19 protein-coding genes are annotated in these 18205 nt (G+C 66.7%); 7 read left to right on the top strand and 12 right to left on the bottom strand.

From position 1 onward, the window contains the following. Position 1: 1 nt before the first annotated feature. Positions 2 to 928: an MlaD family protein gene (locus AC06E7_RS13570; RefSeq protein ID WP_068849110.1), complete on the top strand. Its 927-nt coding sequence runs from the start codon at positions 2 to 4 to the stop codon at positions 926 to 928. After that, on the top strand, positions 925 to 1602 hold the full coding sequence (locus tag AC06E7_RS13565) for an ABC-type transport auxiliary lipoprotein family protein (protein ID WP_217538823.1): 678 nt from the start codon (positions 925 to 927) through the stop codon (positions 1600 to 1602). Before AC06E7_RS13570 ends, AC06E7_RS13565 begins: the two co-directional genes overlap by 4 nt. Here AC06E7_RS13565 and AC06E7_RS13560 read toward each other — a convergent pair. Then, a complete protein-coding gene (locus AC06E7_RS13560; protein WP_478065068.1) occupies positions 1580 to 2170 on the bottom strand; it encodes an alpha-ketoglutarate-dependent dioxygenase AlkB family protein in 591 nt (196 codons plus the stop codon). The two genes, AC06E7_RS13565 and AC06E7_RS13560, sit on opposite strands and share 23 nt — an antisense overlap. A 33-nt stretch (positions 2171 to 2203) precedes the next feature. Between AC06E7_RS13560 and AC06E7_RS13555 the strand changes: the two genes are divergently transcribed. The 3 genes from AC06E7_RS13555 to AC06E7_RS13545 all read left to right on the top strand — a co-directional run bounded on the left by AC06E7_RS13555 (position 2204) and on the right by AC06E7_RS13545 (position 6432). Further along, the gene (locus AC06E7_RS13555; protein WP_478065067.1) at positions 2204 to 3256 is read left to right on the top strand and encodes a DUF4034 domain-containing protein; all 1053 of its coding nucleotides are present in this window, start codon (positions 2204 to 2206) and stop codon (positions 3254 to 3256) included. A gap of 111 nt (positions 3257 to 3367) precedes the next feature. Further along, entirely contained in the window at positions 3368 to 5428 is a 2061-nt protein-coding gene (locus tag AC06E7_RS13550) for a glycoside hydrolase family 99-like domain-containing protein (protein WP_478065066.1), read from the top strand. Positions 5429 to 5466: 38 nt separating this feature from the next. After that, positions 5467 to 6432, top strand: coding sequence for a UDP-glucuronic acid decarboxylase family protein (locus tag AC06E7_RS13545; protein ID WP_068849100.1), 966 nt, complete (start codon positions 5467 to 5469; stop codon positions 6430 to 6432). A gap of 91 nt (positions 6433 to 6523) precedes the next feature. Here AC06E7_RS13545 and AC06E7_RS13540 read toward each other — a convergent pair whose 3' ends face one another. From AC06E7_RS13540 to AC06E7_RS13510, 7 genes are all read right to left on the bottom strand, one after another. After that, complete coding sequence (locus AC06E7_RS13540) at positions 6524 to 7138, bottom strand: hypothetical protein (RefSeq protein ID WP_478065065.1); 615 nt, start codon at positions 7136 to 7138, stop codon at positions 6524 to 6526. Then, positions 7135 to 7527: a GtrA family protein gene (locus tag AC06E7_RS13535; protein ID WP_478065064.1), complete on the bottom strand. Its 393-nt coding sequence runs from the start codon at positions 7525 to 7527 to the stop codon at positions 7135 to 7137. The genes AC06E7_RS13540 and AC06E7_RS13535 overlap by 4 nt, the downstream gene beginning before the upstream one ends. Continuing rightward, positions 7511 to 8473 carry a glycosyltransferase gene (locus AC06E7_RS13530; protein WP_478065063.1) on the bottom strand — a complete coding sequence of 321 codons (963 nt, stop codon included), beginning with the start codon at positions 8471 to 8473 and terminating at the stop codon, positions 7511 to 7513. The genes AC06E7_RS13535 and AC06E7_RS13530 overlap by 17 nt, the downstream gene beginning before the upstream one ends. Further along, positions 8457 to 9692 carry a hypothetical protein gene (locus tag AC06E7_RS13525; RefSeq protein ID WP_478065062.1) on the bottom strand — a complete coding sequence of 412 codons (1236 nt, stop codon included), beginning with the start codon at positions 9690 to 9692 and terminating at the stop codon, positions 8457 to 8459. Before AC06E7_RS13525 ends, AC06E7_RS13530 begins: the two co-directional genes overlap by 17 nt. Next, entirely contained in the window at positions 9661 to 10077 is a 417-nt protein-coding gene (locus AC06E7_RS13520) for a hypothetical protein (RefSeq protein ID WP_478065061.1), read from the bottom strand. Before AC06E7_RS13520 ends, AC06E7_RS13525 begins: the two co-directional genes overlap by 32 nt. A 115-nt stretch (positions 10078 to 10192) precedes the next feature. After that, positions 10193 to 10819 (bottom strand): CoA transferase subunit B, encoded by a 627-nt coding sequence (locus AC06E7_RS13515; RefSeq protein WP_478065060.1) that lies wholly within the window; start codon positions 10817 to 10819, stop codon positions 10193 to 10195. A gap of 1 nt (position 10820) precedes the next feature. Further along, positions 10821 to 11552: a CoA transferase subunit A gene (locus tag AC06E7_RS13510; protein WP_478065059.1), complete on the bottom strand. Its 732-nt coding sequence runs from the start codon at positions 11550 to 11552 to the stop codon at positions 10821 to 10823. Between the two features lie 124 nt (positions 11553 to 11676). Here AC06E7_RS13510 and AC06E7_RS13505 point away from each other — a divergent pair, with 124 nt between their 5' ends. Beyond that, a complete protein-coding gene (locus tag AC06E7_RS13505; RefSeq protein WP_478065058.1) occupies positions 11677 to 13026 on the top strand; it encodes a phosphohexomutase domain-containing protein in 1350 nt (449 codons plus the stop codon). Positions 13027 to 13037: 11 nt separating this feature from the next. Beyond that, positions 13038 to 14441: a mannose-1-phosphate guanylyltransferase/mannose-6-phosphate isomerase gene (locus tag AC06E7_RS13500; RefSeq protein WP_068849082.1), complete on the top strand. Its 1404-nt coding sequence runs from the start codon at positions 13038 to 13040 to the stop codon at positions 14439 to 14441. A gap of 19 nt (positions 14442 to 14460) precedes the next feature. Here the strand turns inward: AC06E7_RS13500 and AC06E7_RS13495 are convergent, their stop codons facing one another. From AC06E7_RS13495 to rfbA, 4 genes are read right to left on the bottom strand one after another with little or no spacing between them, the layout of a single operon-like run. Next, a complete protein-coding gene (locus AC06E7_RS13495; protein ID WP_478065057.1) occupies positions 14461 to 15828 on the bottom strand; it encodes a hypothetical protein in 1368 nt (455 codons plus the stop codon). A gap of 22 nt (positions 15829 to 15850) precedes the next feature. Beyond that, positions 15851 to 16765, bottom strand: coding sequence for a dTDP-4-dehydrorhamnose reductase (rfbD, locus tag AC06E7_RS13490; protein ID WP_068849078.1), 915 nt, complete (start codon positions 16763 to 16765; stop codon positions 15851 to 15853). Beyond that, positions 16762 to 17319: a dTDP-4-dehydrorhamnose 3,5-epimerase gene (rfbC, locus tag AC06E7_RS13485; RefSeq protein ID WP_068849076.1), complete on the bottom strand. Its 558-nt coding sequence runs from the start codon at positions 17317 to 17319 to the stop codon at positions 16762 to 16764. The genes rfbD and rfbC overlap by 4 nt, the downstream gene beginning before the upstream one ends. Continuing rightward, positions 17316 to 18203, bottom strand: coding sequence for a glucose-1-phosphate thymidylyltransferase RfbA (gene rfbA, locus AC06E7_RS13480; RefSeq protein WP_068849074.1), 888 nt, complete (start codon positions 18201 to 18203; stop codon positions 17316 to 17318). Before rfbA ends, rfbC begins: the two co-directional genes overlap by 4 nt. Positions 18204 to 18205: the final 2 nt, after the last annotated feature.

Genomic DNA, 18205 nt, shown 5'->3' with positions numbered 1-18205 from the left:
CATGGAAACCAAAGCCAATTACGTACTGATCGGCGCGTTCACCCTGATCGTGGGGCTGGCATTGCTGGCCTTCGGATTGTGGGCGGCCAAGTACTCCTCCGACCGCACCTGGACCGAGTACCGGGTGGTGTTCCGCGAGGCCGTCACCGGCCTGTCGGTGGGCAGCCCGGTGCAGTACAACGGCATCGCGGTCGGCTCGATCACCGAACTGAACCTGGTGCCGGATGACCCGCGCCAGGTGGTCGCGCGGATCCGCCTCAACTCGAACACGCCGGTCAAGACCGACACCCGCGCCAAGCTGGCCATCACCAGCCTGACCGGGCCGTCGATCATCCAGCTCAGCGGCGGCACGCCGCAGGCGCAGGCGCTGACCGCGGTGAACAAGGACCCGGCGCCGATCATCCCGACCACGCCATCGGCACTGCAGAACATCACCGACGTAGCCAACCGCATCGTCGAGCGCATGGACCAGGTGCTGAGCGACCGCAACGTGGCCAGCATCAACGCCACCCTGGCCAACCTGGAAACCATCAGCGGCGGCCTGGCCGACCGCGACCAGGGCACCCAGGCGCTGCTGCTCAGCGCGCGTGATGCCGCGCGCAGCCTGGACAGCACGCTGAAGACCACCAACGGCACCATCCAGCGCCTGGACACCAACCTGGTGCAGCAGTTGCCGCCGATCCTGGACAAGCTGGAAACCACCCTGACCAAGCTCGATTCGGCGGCCGGCAGTGCCGATTCGATCCTCGGCGAGAACCGCGCGGCCATCAACAGCTTCGCCAACGATGGCCTGGCCCAGCTCGGGCCGACGTTGACCGAGCTGCGCGGGCTGATCCGCGACCTGCGCCGGGTCAGCGACAAACTGGACAACAACCCGGCCCGCTACCTGCTGGGCCGCGACGCGCCGAAGGAGTTCGAACCCAAATGAGCCGCTTCCCTCTCCTGCCCGCCTCCCTGCCCCGCCTGCTGTTGCCGGCGGCACTGATGATCGCGCTGGGCGCCTGCTCTTCGTTGCTGGGCGGCGGCGAACGCAGCCAGGTCACCATCTACTCCCCCGTGGTGAAGATCCAGCCCGACCCGTCCTGGCCGAAGGTCGACTGGGCGCTGGTGCTGGTCAAGCCGACCGCCGCGCGCGTGGTCGACAGCCCGCGCATCAACGTGCGGCCGAACCCGGGCGAGCTTGAGGTGTACAAGGGCGTGAGCTGGGCGCAGCCCGCCACCGACATGGTCGACGACGCGCTGGTGCGCGCGTTCGAGGATTCCGGCCGCATCACCGGCGTGGCGCGTGCCACCACCGGCATCCGCGCCGACTACAAGCTGGCGCTGGATGTACGCCGTTTCGAATCCGATTACCGCGGCCAGCCGACCCCGACCGCTTTCATCGAGATCAACGCCAAGCTGATCCACGTGATCGACCAGCGCGTGGTCGCCGACCGCACGTTCCGCCAGGAACAGCCGGTAGGCAGCACCGCCACCGGCGATGTGGCCCGGGCGCTCGAGCAGGGCCTCCAGGCGGTCACCACCGAACTGGTCGGGTGGACCCTCACCACCGGCCAGGCCGACAGCCACACGGCCGCAGTCATCCCGACGCGGTTGCGTTGATCCAACGGAACGTGAGGTTGATGCGTTCGGCCAAGGGCCGGGCGCTTTTTGGCAGGGCGTGCTGGTAGAAGGTCTGCGTGCGCCCGCCCATCACCAGCAGGTCGCCATGACCCAGGGTGACCTCCGCCTTGCGCGCATGGTCATCGCGTCGGCGCAGCAGGAACCGGCGGGCGGCGCCGAGGCTGAGCGAGGCGATCACCGGCGTGGGTCCCAGTTCGGGTTCGTTGTCACTGTGCCAGCCCATGCCGTCGTCGTTGTCGCGGTAGCAGTTGAGCAGCACGCTGTTGAACGGCTGGCCGCAGAACTGGCCCAAGGCGTCGCGGAGCGGGACCAACGCGGGATGCCAGGCGTGCGGCACGAAGTCGGTGCCCGAATAGCGGTAACGGGCCGCCGGGTCACCCATCCAGCAGCTCAGCCGTGGTGAATCCACCTGCCTGCCGAACATTTTGATCCTGTGCACGTCCCACGGCACCTCGCCGCGCAGCTGGCGCTGCAGGGCGTCCGCCTCGGCGGCGGCCAACCAGTGGCGGTGCCAGTGCACCTGGGCGTCGGGGAGGTGGAGGTCCATGGCGGAACGCTAGCATGGCCCGGATCGCGCCGCATGCGCCGGACCGGCCTCGGCTACACTCGACGGCTGTTGATCGCCAGGGGGGCGATGTCGATGTTCCAGAGATGGATTGCAGCCGTGGTTCTGCTTGTCGGGGTGGTGCCGGTCGTGCCCGTACGCGCCGATGAACACGCCGAGCGGGCGGAGGTAATGACGATGGTCGGCGCGCTGATGGAAGCCCGCGACTTCGAGACGTTGGAAGCATTGGCCGAGCAATATCGCAGCACCGAAGCACGTACCGGCAGTGGCGTCTTCATGCTGACCCAGTACTACGACGGCGTGTCGAACTACTTCAACACCCGCGATAGGGACGCTGTCATCTGGAACGACCGCGCCGCGCTGGCGGAGGCATGGTGGAACGCCTATCCGGATTCGCCGACGCCGCGCCTGGTTACCGCGCAGCTGCTGGCCAACACCGCCTGGAGCTACCGCGGCGGCGGCTACGTCCGAACCGTGCCGCCTGACCGCTGGGAAGCGTTCCGTCGGCAGAATGCCGAAGCCTTCGCGTTCATCGGCAAGCAGAAATCGGTTGCCGCGCGCGATCCCTACTGGTACGAGCTGACGCTGCGACTGGGGCAGCGCGACAGCATGGATGATGCGACCTACATGGCGATATTCGATGAGGCCGTGGCACGGTATCCGCGCTTTTACCCGCTTTACTTCGGCGCCGTGAACAACTTCTCGCCCAAATGGGGTGGCAGTGCCGAAGCCATCGAGTCCTTTGCACGGCACGCGCTGAAGAAGGTCCGCCGCAAGGACCGCGCCGCCCTGTACACGCGGATCTACTGGGTAGCGTCGCAGAACCAGTACGGGAGCGATCTGTTCACCGACTCCTACGTGGACTGGCCACTGATGCGCCGGGGCATCGACGATGTGCTGGCCCGGTATCCCACCGACTGGAACCTGCAGAACTTCGCTTTCTTCGCCTGCCGCGCGCTGGACAAGCCCAAGACCCGGGAGCTGATGGGCCGGATCACGGCGCCGCCGGACGGCAAGGCCTGGGAGAGCGTGGAGGCGTACGAAAAATGCAGGGAATGGGCAGGGTGAACGCCCCGCATTGGCAGGTTTGCCCCCGCGCGGTGTGTTGCAAGACAATGCCGGGTGTCACCTGCCACGCGACCCTTGAATGACCCTGCCCCTGCTGCCGCCCCGGACCCCATGAGCGCCGCCTCCCGCATCCGGCAGCAGGCATTCGCCTTCATGCGCGCGGTGTTCCGCCGCCTGCCGCTGCCCGAGGCCACCCGCGACCGGCTGCGCAACCGGGCATTGAGCCGGGTGGGCGACTGGAGTCCGCCACCGCCGCGCGGTCAGGTACGGGCAGCTCGCCGAAGCGGGCGTGCACTGGTGCGGGCGGACGAGGCGGCCATCGGCCATGTGCCGGCCGGGCTCTCGGGCACCCTGCCCTCGCCGCTGCCGGCGACGCTGGTGGCGTTCTACCTGCCCCAGTTCCATCCGTTCGCACAGAACGACGCGTGGTGGGGCACCGGCTTCACCGAATGGCGCAATGTCACCCGCGCCCTGCCCCAGTTCGAAGGCCATGTCCAGCCACGGCTGCCGGCCGACCTGGGGTTCTATGACCTGCGCAACCCGCAGGTGATGCGCGACCAGGCACGGCTCGCGACGGACCATGGCATCGGCGCATTCTGCTTCTACTTCTACTGGTTCTCCGGCCAGACCCTGATGGAGTCACCGCTGCGCCAGTGGCTGGCCGACGCCAGCATCGCGCTGCCGTTCTGTCTGTGCTGGGCCAATGAAAACTGGACCCGCCGTTGGGACGGGCGCAACCACGACGTGCTGATCGGCCAGCAGCACACGCCGGAAGACGACCTGGCGTTCATTGCCCACGTCGCCGAATACCTGCGCGACCGCCGCGCATTGAAAGTGGATGGCAGCCCTATGCTGCTGGTGTATCGCCCGCAGCTGCTGCCCGATCCCAAGGCGACCGCACAACGTTGGCGCGACTGGTGCCGCAACCACGACATTGGCGAGATCCACCTGGCTTACGTGCAGAGTTTCGAGCGGCCCGACCCCCGCGAGATCGGCTTCGATTCCGCCGTGGAGTTCCCGCCGAACGTGGTCAACCCGACCTCGTTGTCGGCCAACCAGCTCCTGATCAACCCCGACTATGCAGGTGATGTGCGCGACTGGCGCGAGCTGGCCGCAGAAAGCCTGGCTTCCCCCGCGCGGCCTTACCGCCTGCATCCCGGCGTCAACCCGGGGTGGGACAACGAAGCACGCCGCCCCGGCCGCGGCCGGGTGCTGCTGCATGCATCACCGCGCGCCTATGGCGACTGGCTGCACGCCACCATCCACGGCCGGTTGGCCGATACGCCGGTTGACCAGCGCCTGGTCTTCATCAACGCCTGGAACGAATGGGCCGAAAGCGCCGTTCTGGAGCCGGACCAGCGCCTGGGTCACGCGTGGCTGGCCGCCACCCGGCGCGCCCTGCAGACCCGCCAGCCTGCGCCGCGCCGCCCCTGCGTGGTGATCCATGCCTGGTACCTGGAGGTGCTGGAAGAATTGCTGCAGCAGGTCGCTGCCAGCGGCATCGAAGCCCGGTTGCTGGTCACCACCGCGCCGGACCGCGTGGAGGCGGTGCAGGCGATGCTGCAACAGGTGGGCACCGCCGCCGAAATCCTGGCGTACGACAACCATGGCCGCGACATCCTTCCCTTCCTGCACGTTGCCGACCGGCTGTTGAACGAGAACGAAGATCTGGTTCTGAAGCTGCACACCAAGCGTTCGACCCACCGCGACAACGGCAACCAGTGGCGGCAGGACATGCTCGGCGCGCTGCTGGGTGGCGAGCGTGCGCGCGCCATGGTGGCCGCCTTCCAGGCGGACCCCGGACTGGGCCTGGTCGCGCCCGCGGGGCATCTGCTGAACGCCGCCGACTATGTCGGCGGCAACGCAGAGGCACTGGCGTACCTGCATGCCCGCCTGGGCCTGCCCGCGGCGAAGAACGATGCCGTGTTCGCCGCCGGCAGCATGTATTGGGTCCGGCTGGCCGCGCTGCGGCCGTTGCTGGACGCGCACCTCTCACCCAGCGAGTTCGATACCGAGCGGGGGCAGATCGACGGCACGCTTGCGCACGCGCTGGAACGGCTGACCGGCGCCACCGTCAACGCCGCCGGGTTCCGCATCTGCGATACCGTCACCGCACTGGGCGGCACCGCCGGGACGGATGCAGCAGCCTACCCCTACGCCCGGCCAGGCTGAGCGGCCTACAATCGCCGGCCACCCGCAAAGGATCAGCAATGAGAAGTCACGACAGCAGCAAGCGCGTCCTGGTTACCGGGGGCGCCGGTTTCCTGGGTTCGCACCTGATCGAGCGCCTGCTCGACCAGGGCCACGAAGTGGTGTGCGCGGACAACCTGTTCACCGGCACCAAGCGCAATATCGCCCACCTGCTGCCGAACCCGCATTTCGAGTTCCTGCGCCACGATGTGACCTTCCCGCTGTACATCGAGGTGGACGAGATCTGGAACCTGGCCTGCCCGGCTTCGCCGGTGCACTACAGCCATGACCCGGTACAGACCACCAAGACCTCGGTACACGGGGCGATCAACCTGCTGGGTCTGGCCAAGCGGCTGGACTGCCGGATCTTCCAGGCCTCCACCAGCGAGGTGTACGGCGACCCGAGCGTGCACCCGCAGCGCGAGGAGTACTGGGGCAACGTCAACCCGATCGGTCCGCGTTCGTGCTACGACGAAGGCAAACGCTGCGCGGAAACGCTGTTCTTCGACTACCACCGCCAGCATGGGCTGGACATCAAGGTGGCGCGCATCTTCAACACCTATGGCCCGCGCATGCACCCCAATGATGGACGCGTGGTGTCCAATTTCATCGTGCAGGCACTGCGCGGGGAGAACATCACCATCTATGGCGAAGGCCAGCAGACCCGTTCGTTCTGCTACGTGGACGATCTGATCGACGGCTTCATCCGCTTGATGGCCACCGACAAGGATTTCACCGGGCCCTGCAACCTGGGCAATCCGGCCGAGATGACCATCCGCGAACTGGCCGAGACCGTGATTGCCTTGACCAACTCGGGCTCGAAGCTGGTGTTCAAACCGTTGCCGCAGGATGACCCGATGCAGCGCCAGCCGGATATCACGTTGGCGAAGAGCAGGCTCGGCGGGTGGGAGCCTCAGGTGAAGCTGGAAGACGGGTTGCGGCGGACGATTGCATATTTTGACAATCTGCTGAGCGAATCCCGGTAGAGCCGTCTGTTAGACGGCTGCTTCATATGGGTTGCGCGGCCCGTTGGGCGGCTGTTTCCTGGCGCGAAAGGCAGCGGACTGACAGTCCGCTCTACCGCCGCTGCTTCGTGAGGCCGCACTGGTAGGTGACGTCCTGGCGGCTGTGGCGGAACGGGTCGGTCAGGTCGTCGGAATACTTGCCCAGCAGCAGGCGCTGTTTTGGCAGGAAGTGCTGGCGGTAGAAGCGGCTCATGCCCGCCACGCGCCGGCCCTTGTCGGTCAGCAGCACGCAGCCGTTTTCGATGTGGATCGTGCCGGAGCTTTCCTGCTCCGTCAGGCGCACGTCCACCAGGCGATGCTCAACCATGTATTCCTTGGTGAACACGTCCTGGAAGGCGTCCTGGCGGATGCCCCCACCGCGCTGGTCGAGCTTCTCCAGGATGTAGAACGACAGCGAGCGATCGATCACGGTCGGCACAGAGATCGCGAACGCGTAACCACCCAGCAGCCAGACCAGGGCCAGCAGCACGCGCTCGGCGGGCGTGAACGCACGGAAGGGCGAGGCCAGCAGCAACAGGCCGGTGGCCACCGCCGCCAGCAGGGCATCGCCGATGGCCGCGTAGAACACCACGTCCACGGTGAAGAAGCGCACGTGCAGGTAGTGGATGACCAGCAGCAGCCCGATGTAGACCAGCGTCAGCAGCGCGGCCTTCAGGATGGTTTTCATGGCTTGAACACCAGCAGGCGATTGCCCAGGAACGAGAGGATGAACTGCACGATGCTGATCAGCACGAAGCCCACGCGGTAATCGAATTTCAGCAGGTCCGACCAGATTGCCATCAACCCGCCATTGAGCAGCGCGATGGCGGCATACAGCAGCACGAACCGCCACAGCTGTTTGCTGGCGCGTGCCTGGGTGGCGGCGAACACGAAGATGCGATTGCCCAGGAACGATGCCACGATCGCCACCGCTGCCGCCAGCAGGTTGGCCACGCCCTTGGACGGCACGTGCACCACTTCCACCAGCAGGCTCAGCACCGCGAAGTGCACGCCGGTCGCTACCAGCCCATTGATGACGTAACGCAGCAGCTGGCGGAGGTCAGCGCGGCGCGACATCGGCGGCAACCTCGATGACACCGGCCAGGTAGTCGCGGTAGGCACCCGGCTTCTGGATGCTGCCACGGACGATGCCACTGAGCATCAGTGTCATCAGGGTCAGCGTGCCGGTCTGCAGGAACACCAGGAACAGCACCCCCAGCGCCATCGAGAACCACCCCGGGGTAGCGTAGCCGGCCAGCTTGAGCAGGGTGGCCACCACCGCCAGCACGATCGAAGCGGAAGAGACCAGTACGCACATCAGGCCTACCCGGACCAGCACGTCCTCGGCGAACACCATCAACGCGCGGAACCCGTGCAGGGTGAGCCCCACGAAGTTCATCTTGCTGTGCCCGGCATAGCGCGGGCCGCGGTCGATCGGGCAGACGGCCAGGCGCAGCTTGCTGGCGATCAGTCCGGCCGCCACATGCGTCCAGACCTCGTGCATGGCATTGAGGCGATGCAGCGCGCCGACCTTGATCGCCATGAAGTTGCCGAAGCTGATCGTGCGCCCGGTCAGCAGCTGGAAAATGAACTTGTACACCACGTAGAACGCACGGAAGCGCAGGGTCTCGACCCGGCTCCTGCGCCGCGCCACCGCAACATCCACCTTGTCGCTGTGCACCGCGTCCAGCAGGGTGGCGATGGTCTCGGGCAGGTCTTCGCCATCGGAATCCATCACGATCACCTGCCGGCAGTCGGGAAGATTCTCTTCCACATACCCCAACCCTACCGCGATGGCTTTCTGGTGACCGACGTTGCGGCGCAGTTTCAGCACCACGCCGCTGACGCCCGAGCGGGACAGCTGCGACGGCTGCAACGGCTCGCGGATGGAGCCGTCGTCCACCGCCACCACGTACACGCGGTCGCCGTACAGGCGTGCCAGTTCGCAGAACAACCGGGTGGAAGCCACGTGGTCTTCGTACACCGGGGTGACCACCACGAACGCATCAGCTGCCTTGTTCATTCCGTTCTCCTGCGGCAACGCGCGACGCGGCCGGGTTCCACTGGTCCACCATCACCAGCAATGCATACATCAACAGCAGCAGCACCGGCAGCACGGTCCGGCGCGCGCTCGTGGCCAGATGCCACTCCAGGTCGTGCGGGGTGCCCAGGTACACGGCGTACAGGACGCACGCATAGGCCACGGCCACCCCCAGTCCGGCCAGCGCGACCGGCGTACGCCAGGTGCGCGACCACAGCACCAGCATCAACGCCAGCGGCACCCAGAAGATGCCACGCAGCAGCTTCTGCACGATCAGCATGCTTTGCGGCAGATCCGGCAGGCGCGCCAGCAGCTGGCCGCTGAGGTCGCTGGCGGCCAGGTCGTTGCTCAGGTGTGCACCGGAGACCGCCAGTTTCCACGCCAGCAGGGGGAGCAGCGACAGCGCGAACGCCGCAGGGATACCCCACGCCATGCGCCGCTCGCGCAGCAGGGTCACCGCCACGACGCCGACGGCGACGATGACCGCCAGCACCACGCCTTCGTTCTTGATCAGGCAGAGGATGGCCGACACCGCCGCGTATGCAGCCAGGTCGAACCAGCCACTTCCGCTGACGGGCGCACGCGCAGCACGCATCCCGGCAGCCAGCGCTGCTACCGCGTAGACCGCCAGCAGCGCGTCCATGTAACCGTCCACCAGGTGGCTGCCACCGACCTTCAGCAGGGCCACGGCGAACAGCCCGGCCACCCACCAGGTGCGCAGGCTGCGCGCGATCAACAACAGCGCCGGCAGCAACAGCAGCGTAGCCGCGGCCTTGGGGAAGATCTCGTTCCAATGGCCCACCACCTTCGCCGCGGTGGCCATCCAGACCGGCACCAGGGACGGGTAATCGTTGTGGCTGAAAGGCGCATAGCCATCGAGCTGGGTGTACAGCGACCCATCGAGGAAGATGCGCCGGGCATGGAACAACCAGATGGAGCGCGGGTCCCACCCATCCGACGGGCTGCCCAGGGCCAGCACCAGCAGCACCCCGACCACGCCCAGCATCCATGCCGCGCGGGCATCGCGCAGGGCCGACAGCGCCCATGCGGCGCAGCCAAGCACGGCAATGAACGCGGCCTGCGCCGGCAGTCCGACCCAGCCCAAGGCTGCAAAGGCATAGCAGGCCAGCACGCCGGCCAGCATGCCCAGCGCGGCACCGCCGCCGGGATCAGTGGCAGTCGACGAGGACAAGGTGCTCACTCCCTGCAATCCGGGTGCAGCCGGGACGCTGCGGTCCGGGCGTCTTCCACAGCATGCGGCCGTTGTCGGCCTCATGCAGGCGCATGGGATACAGGCCTTCCCACAGTCGCTGCTGCAGCAGCGAATCGTCCTTCAGGCCAGGCCCCAGCGCGAGCGGCACCCCGCGGTCATGATGCTGGGCAAGCAAGGTGCGGGCATCCACCACTTCCGGCGGTACGGAGTGGATCCAACCGGCATCGGCAACGAATGCCTGGTTCAACAAGGCGCCACTGAAGTGCACATCCCTGGCAATGCCACGCAGCCCCACCAGCAGCAGCGCGCCGATCAGAAGGCCGACCAGCCCGTGCTGCAGAACGGAGAATTTCCCCTTCCCGGGTTTGATCACGGCAGCGTTCCAGGTTCAGCCAAGCCGGAAATTCTAGCATTGCGCCGATGACGCCCCGGAGCGATGCGCGCGGCAGGGTCGGCCTGCCGGTGTTGGCCGGCAGGCTTGCGTCGGGTCAGCTGAAGCTGACGCCGGTCTTTTCCTTCAGCTCTTCATCGCTCACGCCGGGTGCCGCTTCGACGAGCTTCAGGCCCGCGTCGGTGACATCGAACACGGCCAGGTCGGTGATGATCCGGTCGACCACGCCCACGCCGGTCAGTGGCAGCGTGCACGCCGGCAGGATCTTGTGCTCGCCGCCCTTGGCGGTGTGCTCCATCAACACCACCACGCGCTGCACGCCGGCCACCAGGTCCATGGCGCCGCCCATGCCCTTGACCATCTTGCCCGGCACCATCCAGTTGGCCAGGTCGCCCTGGTCGGTGACCTGCATCGCGCCGAGGATGGCCAGGTTGACGTGGCCGCCGCGGATCATCGCGAAGCTGTCGTGGCTGCCGAAGTAGCTGGCGCCGGCACGCGCGGTCACGGTCTGCTTGCCGGCATTGATCAGGTCCGCATCCACTTCCGCATCGGTGGGGAACGGGCCGATGCCCAGCAGGCCGTTCTCGGACTGCAGCCAGACATCCACGCCGTCCGGAATGTGGTTGGCCACCAGGGTCGGCAGGCCGATACCCAGGTTCACGTAGGCACCATCGGTCAGTTCGCGGGCGGCGCGCTGCGCCATTTCATCGCGGGTCCATGCCATGTCAGTTGCCCTCCGCACGCACGGTGCGCTGTTCGATGCGTTTTTCCGGGGTCGGGTTGTGCACGATGCGGTGCACGTATATGCCCGGCAGGTGCACCTGGTCCGGGTCGATGCTGCCCACCGGCACCACTTCTTCCACTTCCACCACGCACAGCCTGCCGGCCATCGCACAGGCCGGGTTGAAGTTGCGCGCGGTCTTGCGGAACACCAGGTTGCCGGCCTCGTCGGCCTTCCACGCCTTGACCAGCGCCACGTCGGCGCGCAGCGCGGTTTCCATCACGTAGTGCTTTCCGTCGAATTCGCGGGTTTCCTTGCCCTCGGCCACCACCGTGCCGTAGCCGGTGGCGGTGAAGAAGGCGGGAATGCCGGCACCGCCGGCCCGCAGGCGCTCGGCCAGGGTGCCCTGCGGGTTGAACTCCAGCTCCAGCTCACCGGCCAGGTACTGGCGTTCGAATTCCTTGTTCTCGCCCACGTAGGACGAAATCATCTTCTTGATCTGGCGCGTTTCCAGCAGCTGGCCCAGCCCGAAGCCGTCCACGCCGGCATTGTTGGAGATCACCGTGAGGTCCTTGACCCCGGTGTCGCGCAGCGCGGCGATCAGCGCCTCGGGAATGCCGCACAGGCCGAAGCCGCCGACGGCCAGGGTCTGGCCATCGGCCACCGCACCCTGCAGCGCGTCGGCGGCGCTGGCAAAGCGTTTGCCGCGCCGGCCGTTGTCTGGGGACTTGCTCATCTACGCCCTCACCTCGTTGATGTAAGGGCCCATTGTAGCCATTGCCGGTAGCGTCCCCGGCTGAAAACGCTTCCCATACATCGCAGCGGCTAAACTCGCCTACTGACTACAGAAAGGACCCCCGATGACCCTCCCCGCATTCAAGGCGTATGACATCCGCGGCCGCGTGCCGGACGAGCTGAACGAAGATATGGCGCGGAAGATCGGCGTGGCGCTGGCGGCCCAGCTGGAGCCAGGCACCGTGGTGGTCGGCCATGACGTGCGCCTGACCAGCCCCGCCCTGCAGGACGCCCTGGCCGCCGGCCTGCGTGGTGCCGGGCGCGAGGTGCTGGACATCGGGCTGTGCGGTACCGAGGAGGTCTACTTCCAGGTGGATCACCTGAAGGCGGCCGGCGGGGTGATGGTCACCGCCAGCCACAACCCGATGGACTACAACGGCATGAAGCTGGTCAAGCAGCAGGCCCGGCCGATCAGTTCGGACACCGGCCTGTTCGCCATCTCCGATGCCGTGGAAGCCGATACCGCGCCGGCCGCCGAGCCCAAGGCCGGCATCCAGTCGCATCCGGACAAGCGCGCATATATCGAGCACCTGCTGAGCTACGTCGACCGCGCCGCCCTGAAGCCCCTGAAGCTGGTGGTCAACGCCGGCAATGGCGGCGCCGGCACCATCGTCGACCTGCTGGCCCCGCACCTCCCGTTTGAATTCGTGCGCATCGCCCACGAACCGGATGGCAGCTTCCCGAACGGCATTCCCAATCCGCTGCTGATCGAGAACCGGGAGATGACCGCGCAGGCCGTGCTCGAACACGGTGCGGACTTCGGCATCGCCTGGGATGGCGATTTCGACCGCTGCTTCTTCTTCGACCACACCGGCCGTTTCATTGAAGGCTATTACCTGGTCGGCCTCCTGGCCAAGGCCATTCTGGCCCGCCAGCCCGGCGGCAAGGTGGTCCACGACCCGCGTCTGCTGTGGAACACCGTGGAGATGGTGGAAGATGCCGGTGGCCAGGCCGTGCTGTGCAAGAGCGGGCATGCCTTCATCAAGGAAAAGATGCGTGCCGAGGATGCCGTGTATGGCGGCGAAATGAGCGCGCACCATTACTTCCGTGAGTTCGCATACGCTGATTCCGGCATGATTCCGTGGCTGCTGATTGCCGCGCTGGTGTCCGAAACCGGGCTTTCGCTGGCCGACCTGGTCGAAGAACGCATGCAGAAGTTCCCCTGCAGCGGCGAGATCAACTTCAAGGTCAGCGACGCCAAGCTGGCGGTGGCGCGGGTGATGGAGCACTTCGCCGCGCACGGCCCGACCCTTGACCATACCGATGGCATCAGCGCGGATTTCGGCCAGTGGCGCTTCAACCTGCGCAGCTCCAACACTGAGCCGCTGCTGCGCCTGAACGTGGAATCGCGAGGCGATGCGGCACTGCTGCAGCAGCGCACCGATGAGATCTCCCAGCTGCTCAAGGCATCCTGAGGCACAGCCTGATGAACGACATCCTTCCGGTCATCCTGTCTGGCGGTTCCGGCACGCGGCTGTGGCCGCTGTCGCGCGAAGCCTACCCCAAGCAGTTCCTGGCACTGGCCGGTGAGCAGACCATGCTGCAGGCCACGTGGCAGCGTGTCGCGCCAATCGCCGGCCGGGCGCCGCTGGTGGTGGCCAACGAAGAGCACCGCTTTGTTGCCGCCGAACAGCTGCAGCAGCTGGGCGTGGAGCCGCAGGCGATCCTGCTGGAACCAGTCGGTCGCAACACCGCGCCGGCCATCGCAGTGGCCGCACTGGAAGCCACCCTGGAAGACGGCGACCCGGTGCTGCTGGTACTGCCATCGGACCACGTGATCGCCGATGAAGCGGCCTTCCGCGCGGCGGTGCTGAGCGCCCTGCCTGCCGCGCAGGAGGGCAAGCTGGTCACGTTCGGCATCGTGCCGACCGGGCCGGAGACCGGCTATGGCTACATCAAGGCCTCCTCGGGCGGCGCGGTGCGGGCGGTCGACCGGTTTGTCGAGAAACCTGACGCAGACACCGCACGGCAGTACGTCGAGTCGGGCGAGTACTTCTGGAACAGCGGCATGTTCCTGTTCAAGGCCTCCCGCTACCTGGCCGAGCTGGAGCTGTTCCAACCGGACATGCTGGCCGCCAGCCGCAATGCCTGGCAGCTGGCACGGCGCGACACCGACTTCACCCGCCTCGACAAGGACGCCTTTGCCGCGGTGCCGGCAGATTCCATCGATTACGCGGTGATGGAAAAAACTGCCGATGCCGTGGTGGTGCCGCTGGACGCGGGCTGGAACGATGTGGGCTCGTGGACCGCGCTGCGCGACGTATCGGCGCAGGACGCCGATGGCAATGCCCACCACGGCGATGTCATCGCCATCGACTGCCGGAACACCTACGCCTACGGCGAGCGCCTGATCGCGCTGGTCGGGCTCGACGATGTGATCGTGGTGGAGACCGACGATGCGGTGATGGTGGGCCGCAGCGACCGCATGCAGGAGATCAAGCAGGTGGTGGCCCGGCTCAAGGCCGAGCAACGGCCCGAAGCCACCTGGCACCGCAAGGTGTACCGCCCGTGGGGTGCCTACGATTCGATCGACAACGGCGAACGGTTCCAGGTCAAGCGCATCACCGTCAAACCGGGCGGCACGCTTAGCCTGCAGATGCACCACCACCGCGCCGAGCACTGGGTGGTGGTCAGTGGCACCGCCGAAGTGACCCGCGGCGACGAGGTGATCCTGCTGGGCGAAAACCAGAGCACCTACATTCCGCTGGGCGTCACCCACCGGCTGCGCAATCCAGGCAAGCTGCCGCTGGAGCTGATCGAGGTGCAGTCGGGCAGCTACCTGGGTGAGGACGACATCGTGCGGTTTGAGGATACCTACGGGCGCAGCTGAGCATGCCGCAACGGCACGCTCAGTGCGAAGACACCTGCTCGCGTACGACGGCGGGCAGGATCCGGCGAAGTTCCGGGTGGTCCAGGTGCCGCTTCAGCTGTTCGGCATCGGGATAGGGCAACTCGAAGTCGCCTACCTCCAGTGCCTTCGGGTCACCGCTGGCGAGGTAACGCACCACGTTGGCCTGCTGCAGCTCGCTTGCCACCTTGAATGCCTTCGCCCGCTTGATGTCCTTGGAAACCTGGCTCAGCGAGCCGCCTGCGAACAGCAAGGCAAACAGCACCACCACCGACCGCGCCGCGATGCGACGCGGCGACGGCGTCGACAGCAGGCCCCACAGCTGCAGCGCGAACCAGGCGTTGCCGACCACGCCCGGCACCAGCAGCTCGGTGTAACGCGACGCGGGCGGATGCATGCCGTCGTGACCGCGTCCGTAGCCGATCGACAGCGCCTGCAGGGCCGACCAGATGCACAACCCGGCCATGAACAGCGCGGTCGGGCTTGCTTTGCGCAGGATCAGCATGCGCGAGACCATCACCACCGAAGGCAGCCAGACGATCACGAACAGCCCGTTGGAGCGCCCGGGCCATGCCAGGACATGGCTGGCCGCCAGCAGCAGTTCGCCCACGCTTTGCGCGCGCATCCCGCTATGCGCCGCGGGTATCGGCAACAGCAGGTAGGCGACCACCGCGATGACCGCCAGCGCGGCCGTGGCGGCCAGTGCCGGCGCGCGCCGCCCCGGCAGGCACAGACAGGCAAGCACGCAGACCGCGCCCGCGGCGACCGCCGTCAGCAGGCCCGAGGCCATGGTGACGATCGCCAGCACGCTCAATGCAATCGCAGCGAGCAACGCGCCGGGGCGCTGGTGATGCCTGGCCACCAGGGCAATGGCAACCACGCTGGACAGGATCAGGAAGTAGAACTGGCTCTGGAAACCAACCAGGAAGTTTTCGCGGGCGAACGGCAGCACCGACAGCAGCAGCACCATCAGCATCATCAGCCAGCGTTTGCCTGCCGATGCCTCATCGCGCGTTGCCTGCCATACCAGCAGGGCGGGAATAAAACAGAACAGCACGGCCGTGATGCGTGCTTCGTAGACGTTGTTCCACTCGCCGGTCACCAGGTAGGACGCCAGCGCCACCAGCCGGGTGGGCAGGATCCGGTGTTCGTTGTGCGGGTAGAGCAGCGTGTCCCACTGCAGCGTTCCCTCCAGCCATGGCCGCAGCGCGGTCGCCCATTCACCGTCCCATTGATCCCAGAACGGCATGGGCGTGCTGAAGCACTGGACGTACAGCAGCCGGGCAAGCAGTGCCAGGACGCCCGTGGCGAGGGCAAACGAAAGCGGGGACGGCCGCAGCCGCCCCGGGAGGTCTTTATCGTGGGTCATCCGTGTTTCCGAGCGTTCCCGTTCAGCGCGTTGCGGTGCCTGCCGGGGCAATCCCGGCCATCACCTGCTTCAGACCGTCCTGCCAGGAGGGCAGTTGCAGGCCGAAGTCCTGCTGCAGTCGGCCATTGTCGAGCACCGACCAAGCCGGGCGCTTGGCCGGCGTCGGGTAGTCGGCCGTGCTGATCGCCTCCACCACCGGCACCCGTGCCAGCACGCCGCCCGCCTGTGCCTGGGCGAAGATCGCCTCGGCAAAGCCATGCCAGCTGGTCTGGCCACTGGCCGTCAGGTGCCAGGTCCCGGACAACCGGCCCGGGTGCTGAAGCACCTGCGCGGTGACATCTGCGATCAGGGCGGCGGGGGTCGGGGTGCCGACCTGGTCGGCGACCACGCGCAACACCTCGCGCTCGGCCCCCACCCGCAGCATGGTGCGCAGGAAGTTGGCGCTGTGCGAGGCATATACCCAGGCGGTGCGGAAGATCAGGTGGCGGCCGCCGGCGGCACGCACCGCGTCCTCGCCCGCCAGCTTGCTCTGCCCGTATACGCCCAACGGTGCCGTGGCGTCGTCTTCGAGGTACGCACGGCTGCCCTGGCCATCGAACACGTAGTCGGTGGAGTAATGCACCAGCGGTACACCCGCGGCAGCGCACCACCGCGCGATCACGCCCGGTGCGTCGGCGTTGGCCCGCCACGCGGCGTCGCGGTCTTCTTCGGCCCGATCCACGGCCGTGTACGCGGCGGCGTTGACCACCACGTCAGGCTGGACCCGGTCCAACAACGCAGCCAGGGTCGCGGGCTGGTTGAAATCCGCAACGTCGCAGGGGCTGCCATCAGCAAGGCTGCCACTGCGGGTGGTCGCGGTGACCGTCCCGAGCGGCGCCAGCGCGCGCAGCAACTCCTGGCCAAGCTGGCCATTGGCGCCGAAAAGCAGCACGTTCATGGCGTATAGACCGGCAGACGGTCCTCGGCGATGTCCTTCAGGAACGGCGCTGCCTCATCCTTGGCCGACAGGGTCGGGCCACTGATCGGCCAATCCACGCCGATGTCGGCATCGTTCCAGCGCACGCCGGCGTCGAAGTCCTTCAGGTACACCTCGGTGCACAGGTAGCTGAACACCGCGCGCTCGGACAGCACGGCAAAGCCGTGCGCGAACCCTTCCGGGATCCAGAACTGCTTCTTGTTTTCCGCGCTCAGCACGACCGCTTCCCACTGGCCGAAGGTCGGCGAGCCACGACGGATGTCGACGGCGACGTCGTAGACCTCGCCCTCCAGCACGCTGACCAGCTTGCCCTGCGGACGCGGCCACTGGTAGTGCAGCCCACGCAGCACGCCCTTGGCGGAGGTGGACACGTTGCTCTGCACGAACTTCGTCGGCAGGCCATGCTGGCCGAACCGTTCCGCATTCCAGGTTTCAAAGAAGAACCCGCGCTCGTCGCCGAATACGGCCGGCTCGATCACAACGCAACCCGGCAGCTTGGTCTGGATGATTTTCATGGCACCACTCCACGCACGGCCAACGCGTGCAGATACTGGCCGTAGCCATTCTTGATCAACGGCGCGGCAAGCGCCTCCAGCTGTTCGGCGCTGATCCAGCCCTGGCCGAACGCGATTTCTTCCGGGCAGCAGACCTGCAGGCCCTGGCGGGTCTGGATGGTTTCGATGAAGTTCGACGCCTCCAGCAGCGACTGGTGCGTACCGGTATCCAGCCACGCATAACCGCGACCGAGGGCTTCCAGGTGCAGATTTCCCTCGCGCAGGTAGCGCTGGTTCAGATCGGTGATTTCCAGTTCGCCACGCGGCGACGGCTTCAGTTCGGCGGCATGGTGGCTGGCGTTGCCGTCGTAGAAGTACAGGCCGGTGACCGCATAGTTCGAGCGCGGGTTGGCCGGCTTTTCAACCAGGTCGATGACCTTGCCGGCCTTGTCGAATTCGGCCACACCGTAACGCTCGGGATCGTTCACCCAATAGCCGAACACGGTTGCGCCGCTGTCGCGCTGGTCGGCGTTGCGCAACACTTCACGCAGGCCGTGGCCATGGAAGATGTTGTCGCCCAGCACCAGGCAGCTCGGCTTGCCGCCGACGAAATCCTTGCCGATCAGGTAGGCCTGCGCCAGCCCATCGGGGCTCGGCTGCACGGCGTATTCAATGTTCATGCCCCATTGCGAACCATCGCCCAGCAGCGCCTGGAACAGCGCCTGCTCGTGCGGGGTGTTGATGATCAGCACATCGCGGATCCCCGCCAGCATCAGCACGCTGAGCGGGTAGTAGATCATCGGTTTGTCGTACACCGGCAACAGCTGCTTGCTGACGCCCTTGGTGATCGGATACAGGCGGGTGCCGGAGCCGCCCGCCAGGATGATGCCTTTACGTTGCGTCATGG

It is taken from the genome of Stenotrophomonas sp. Steno-Z4, from assembly GCF_056393145.1.
This window is presented reverse-complemented; position numbering and strand designations above follow the sequence as displayed.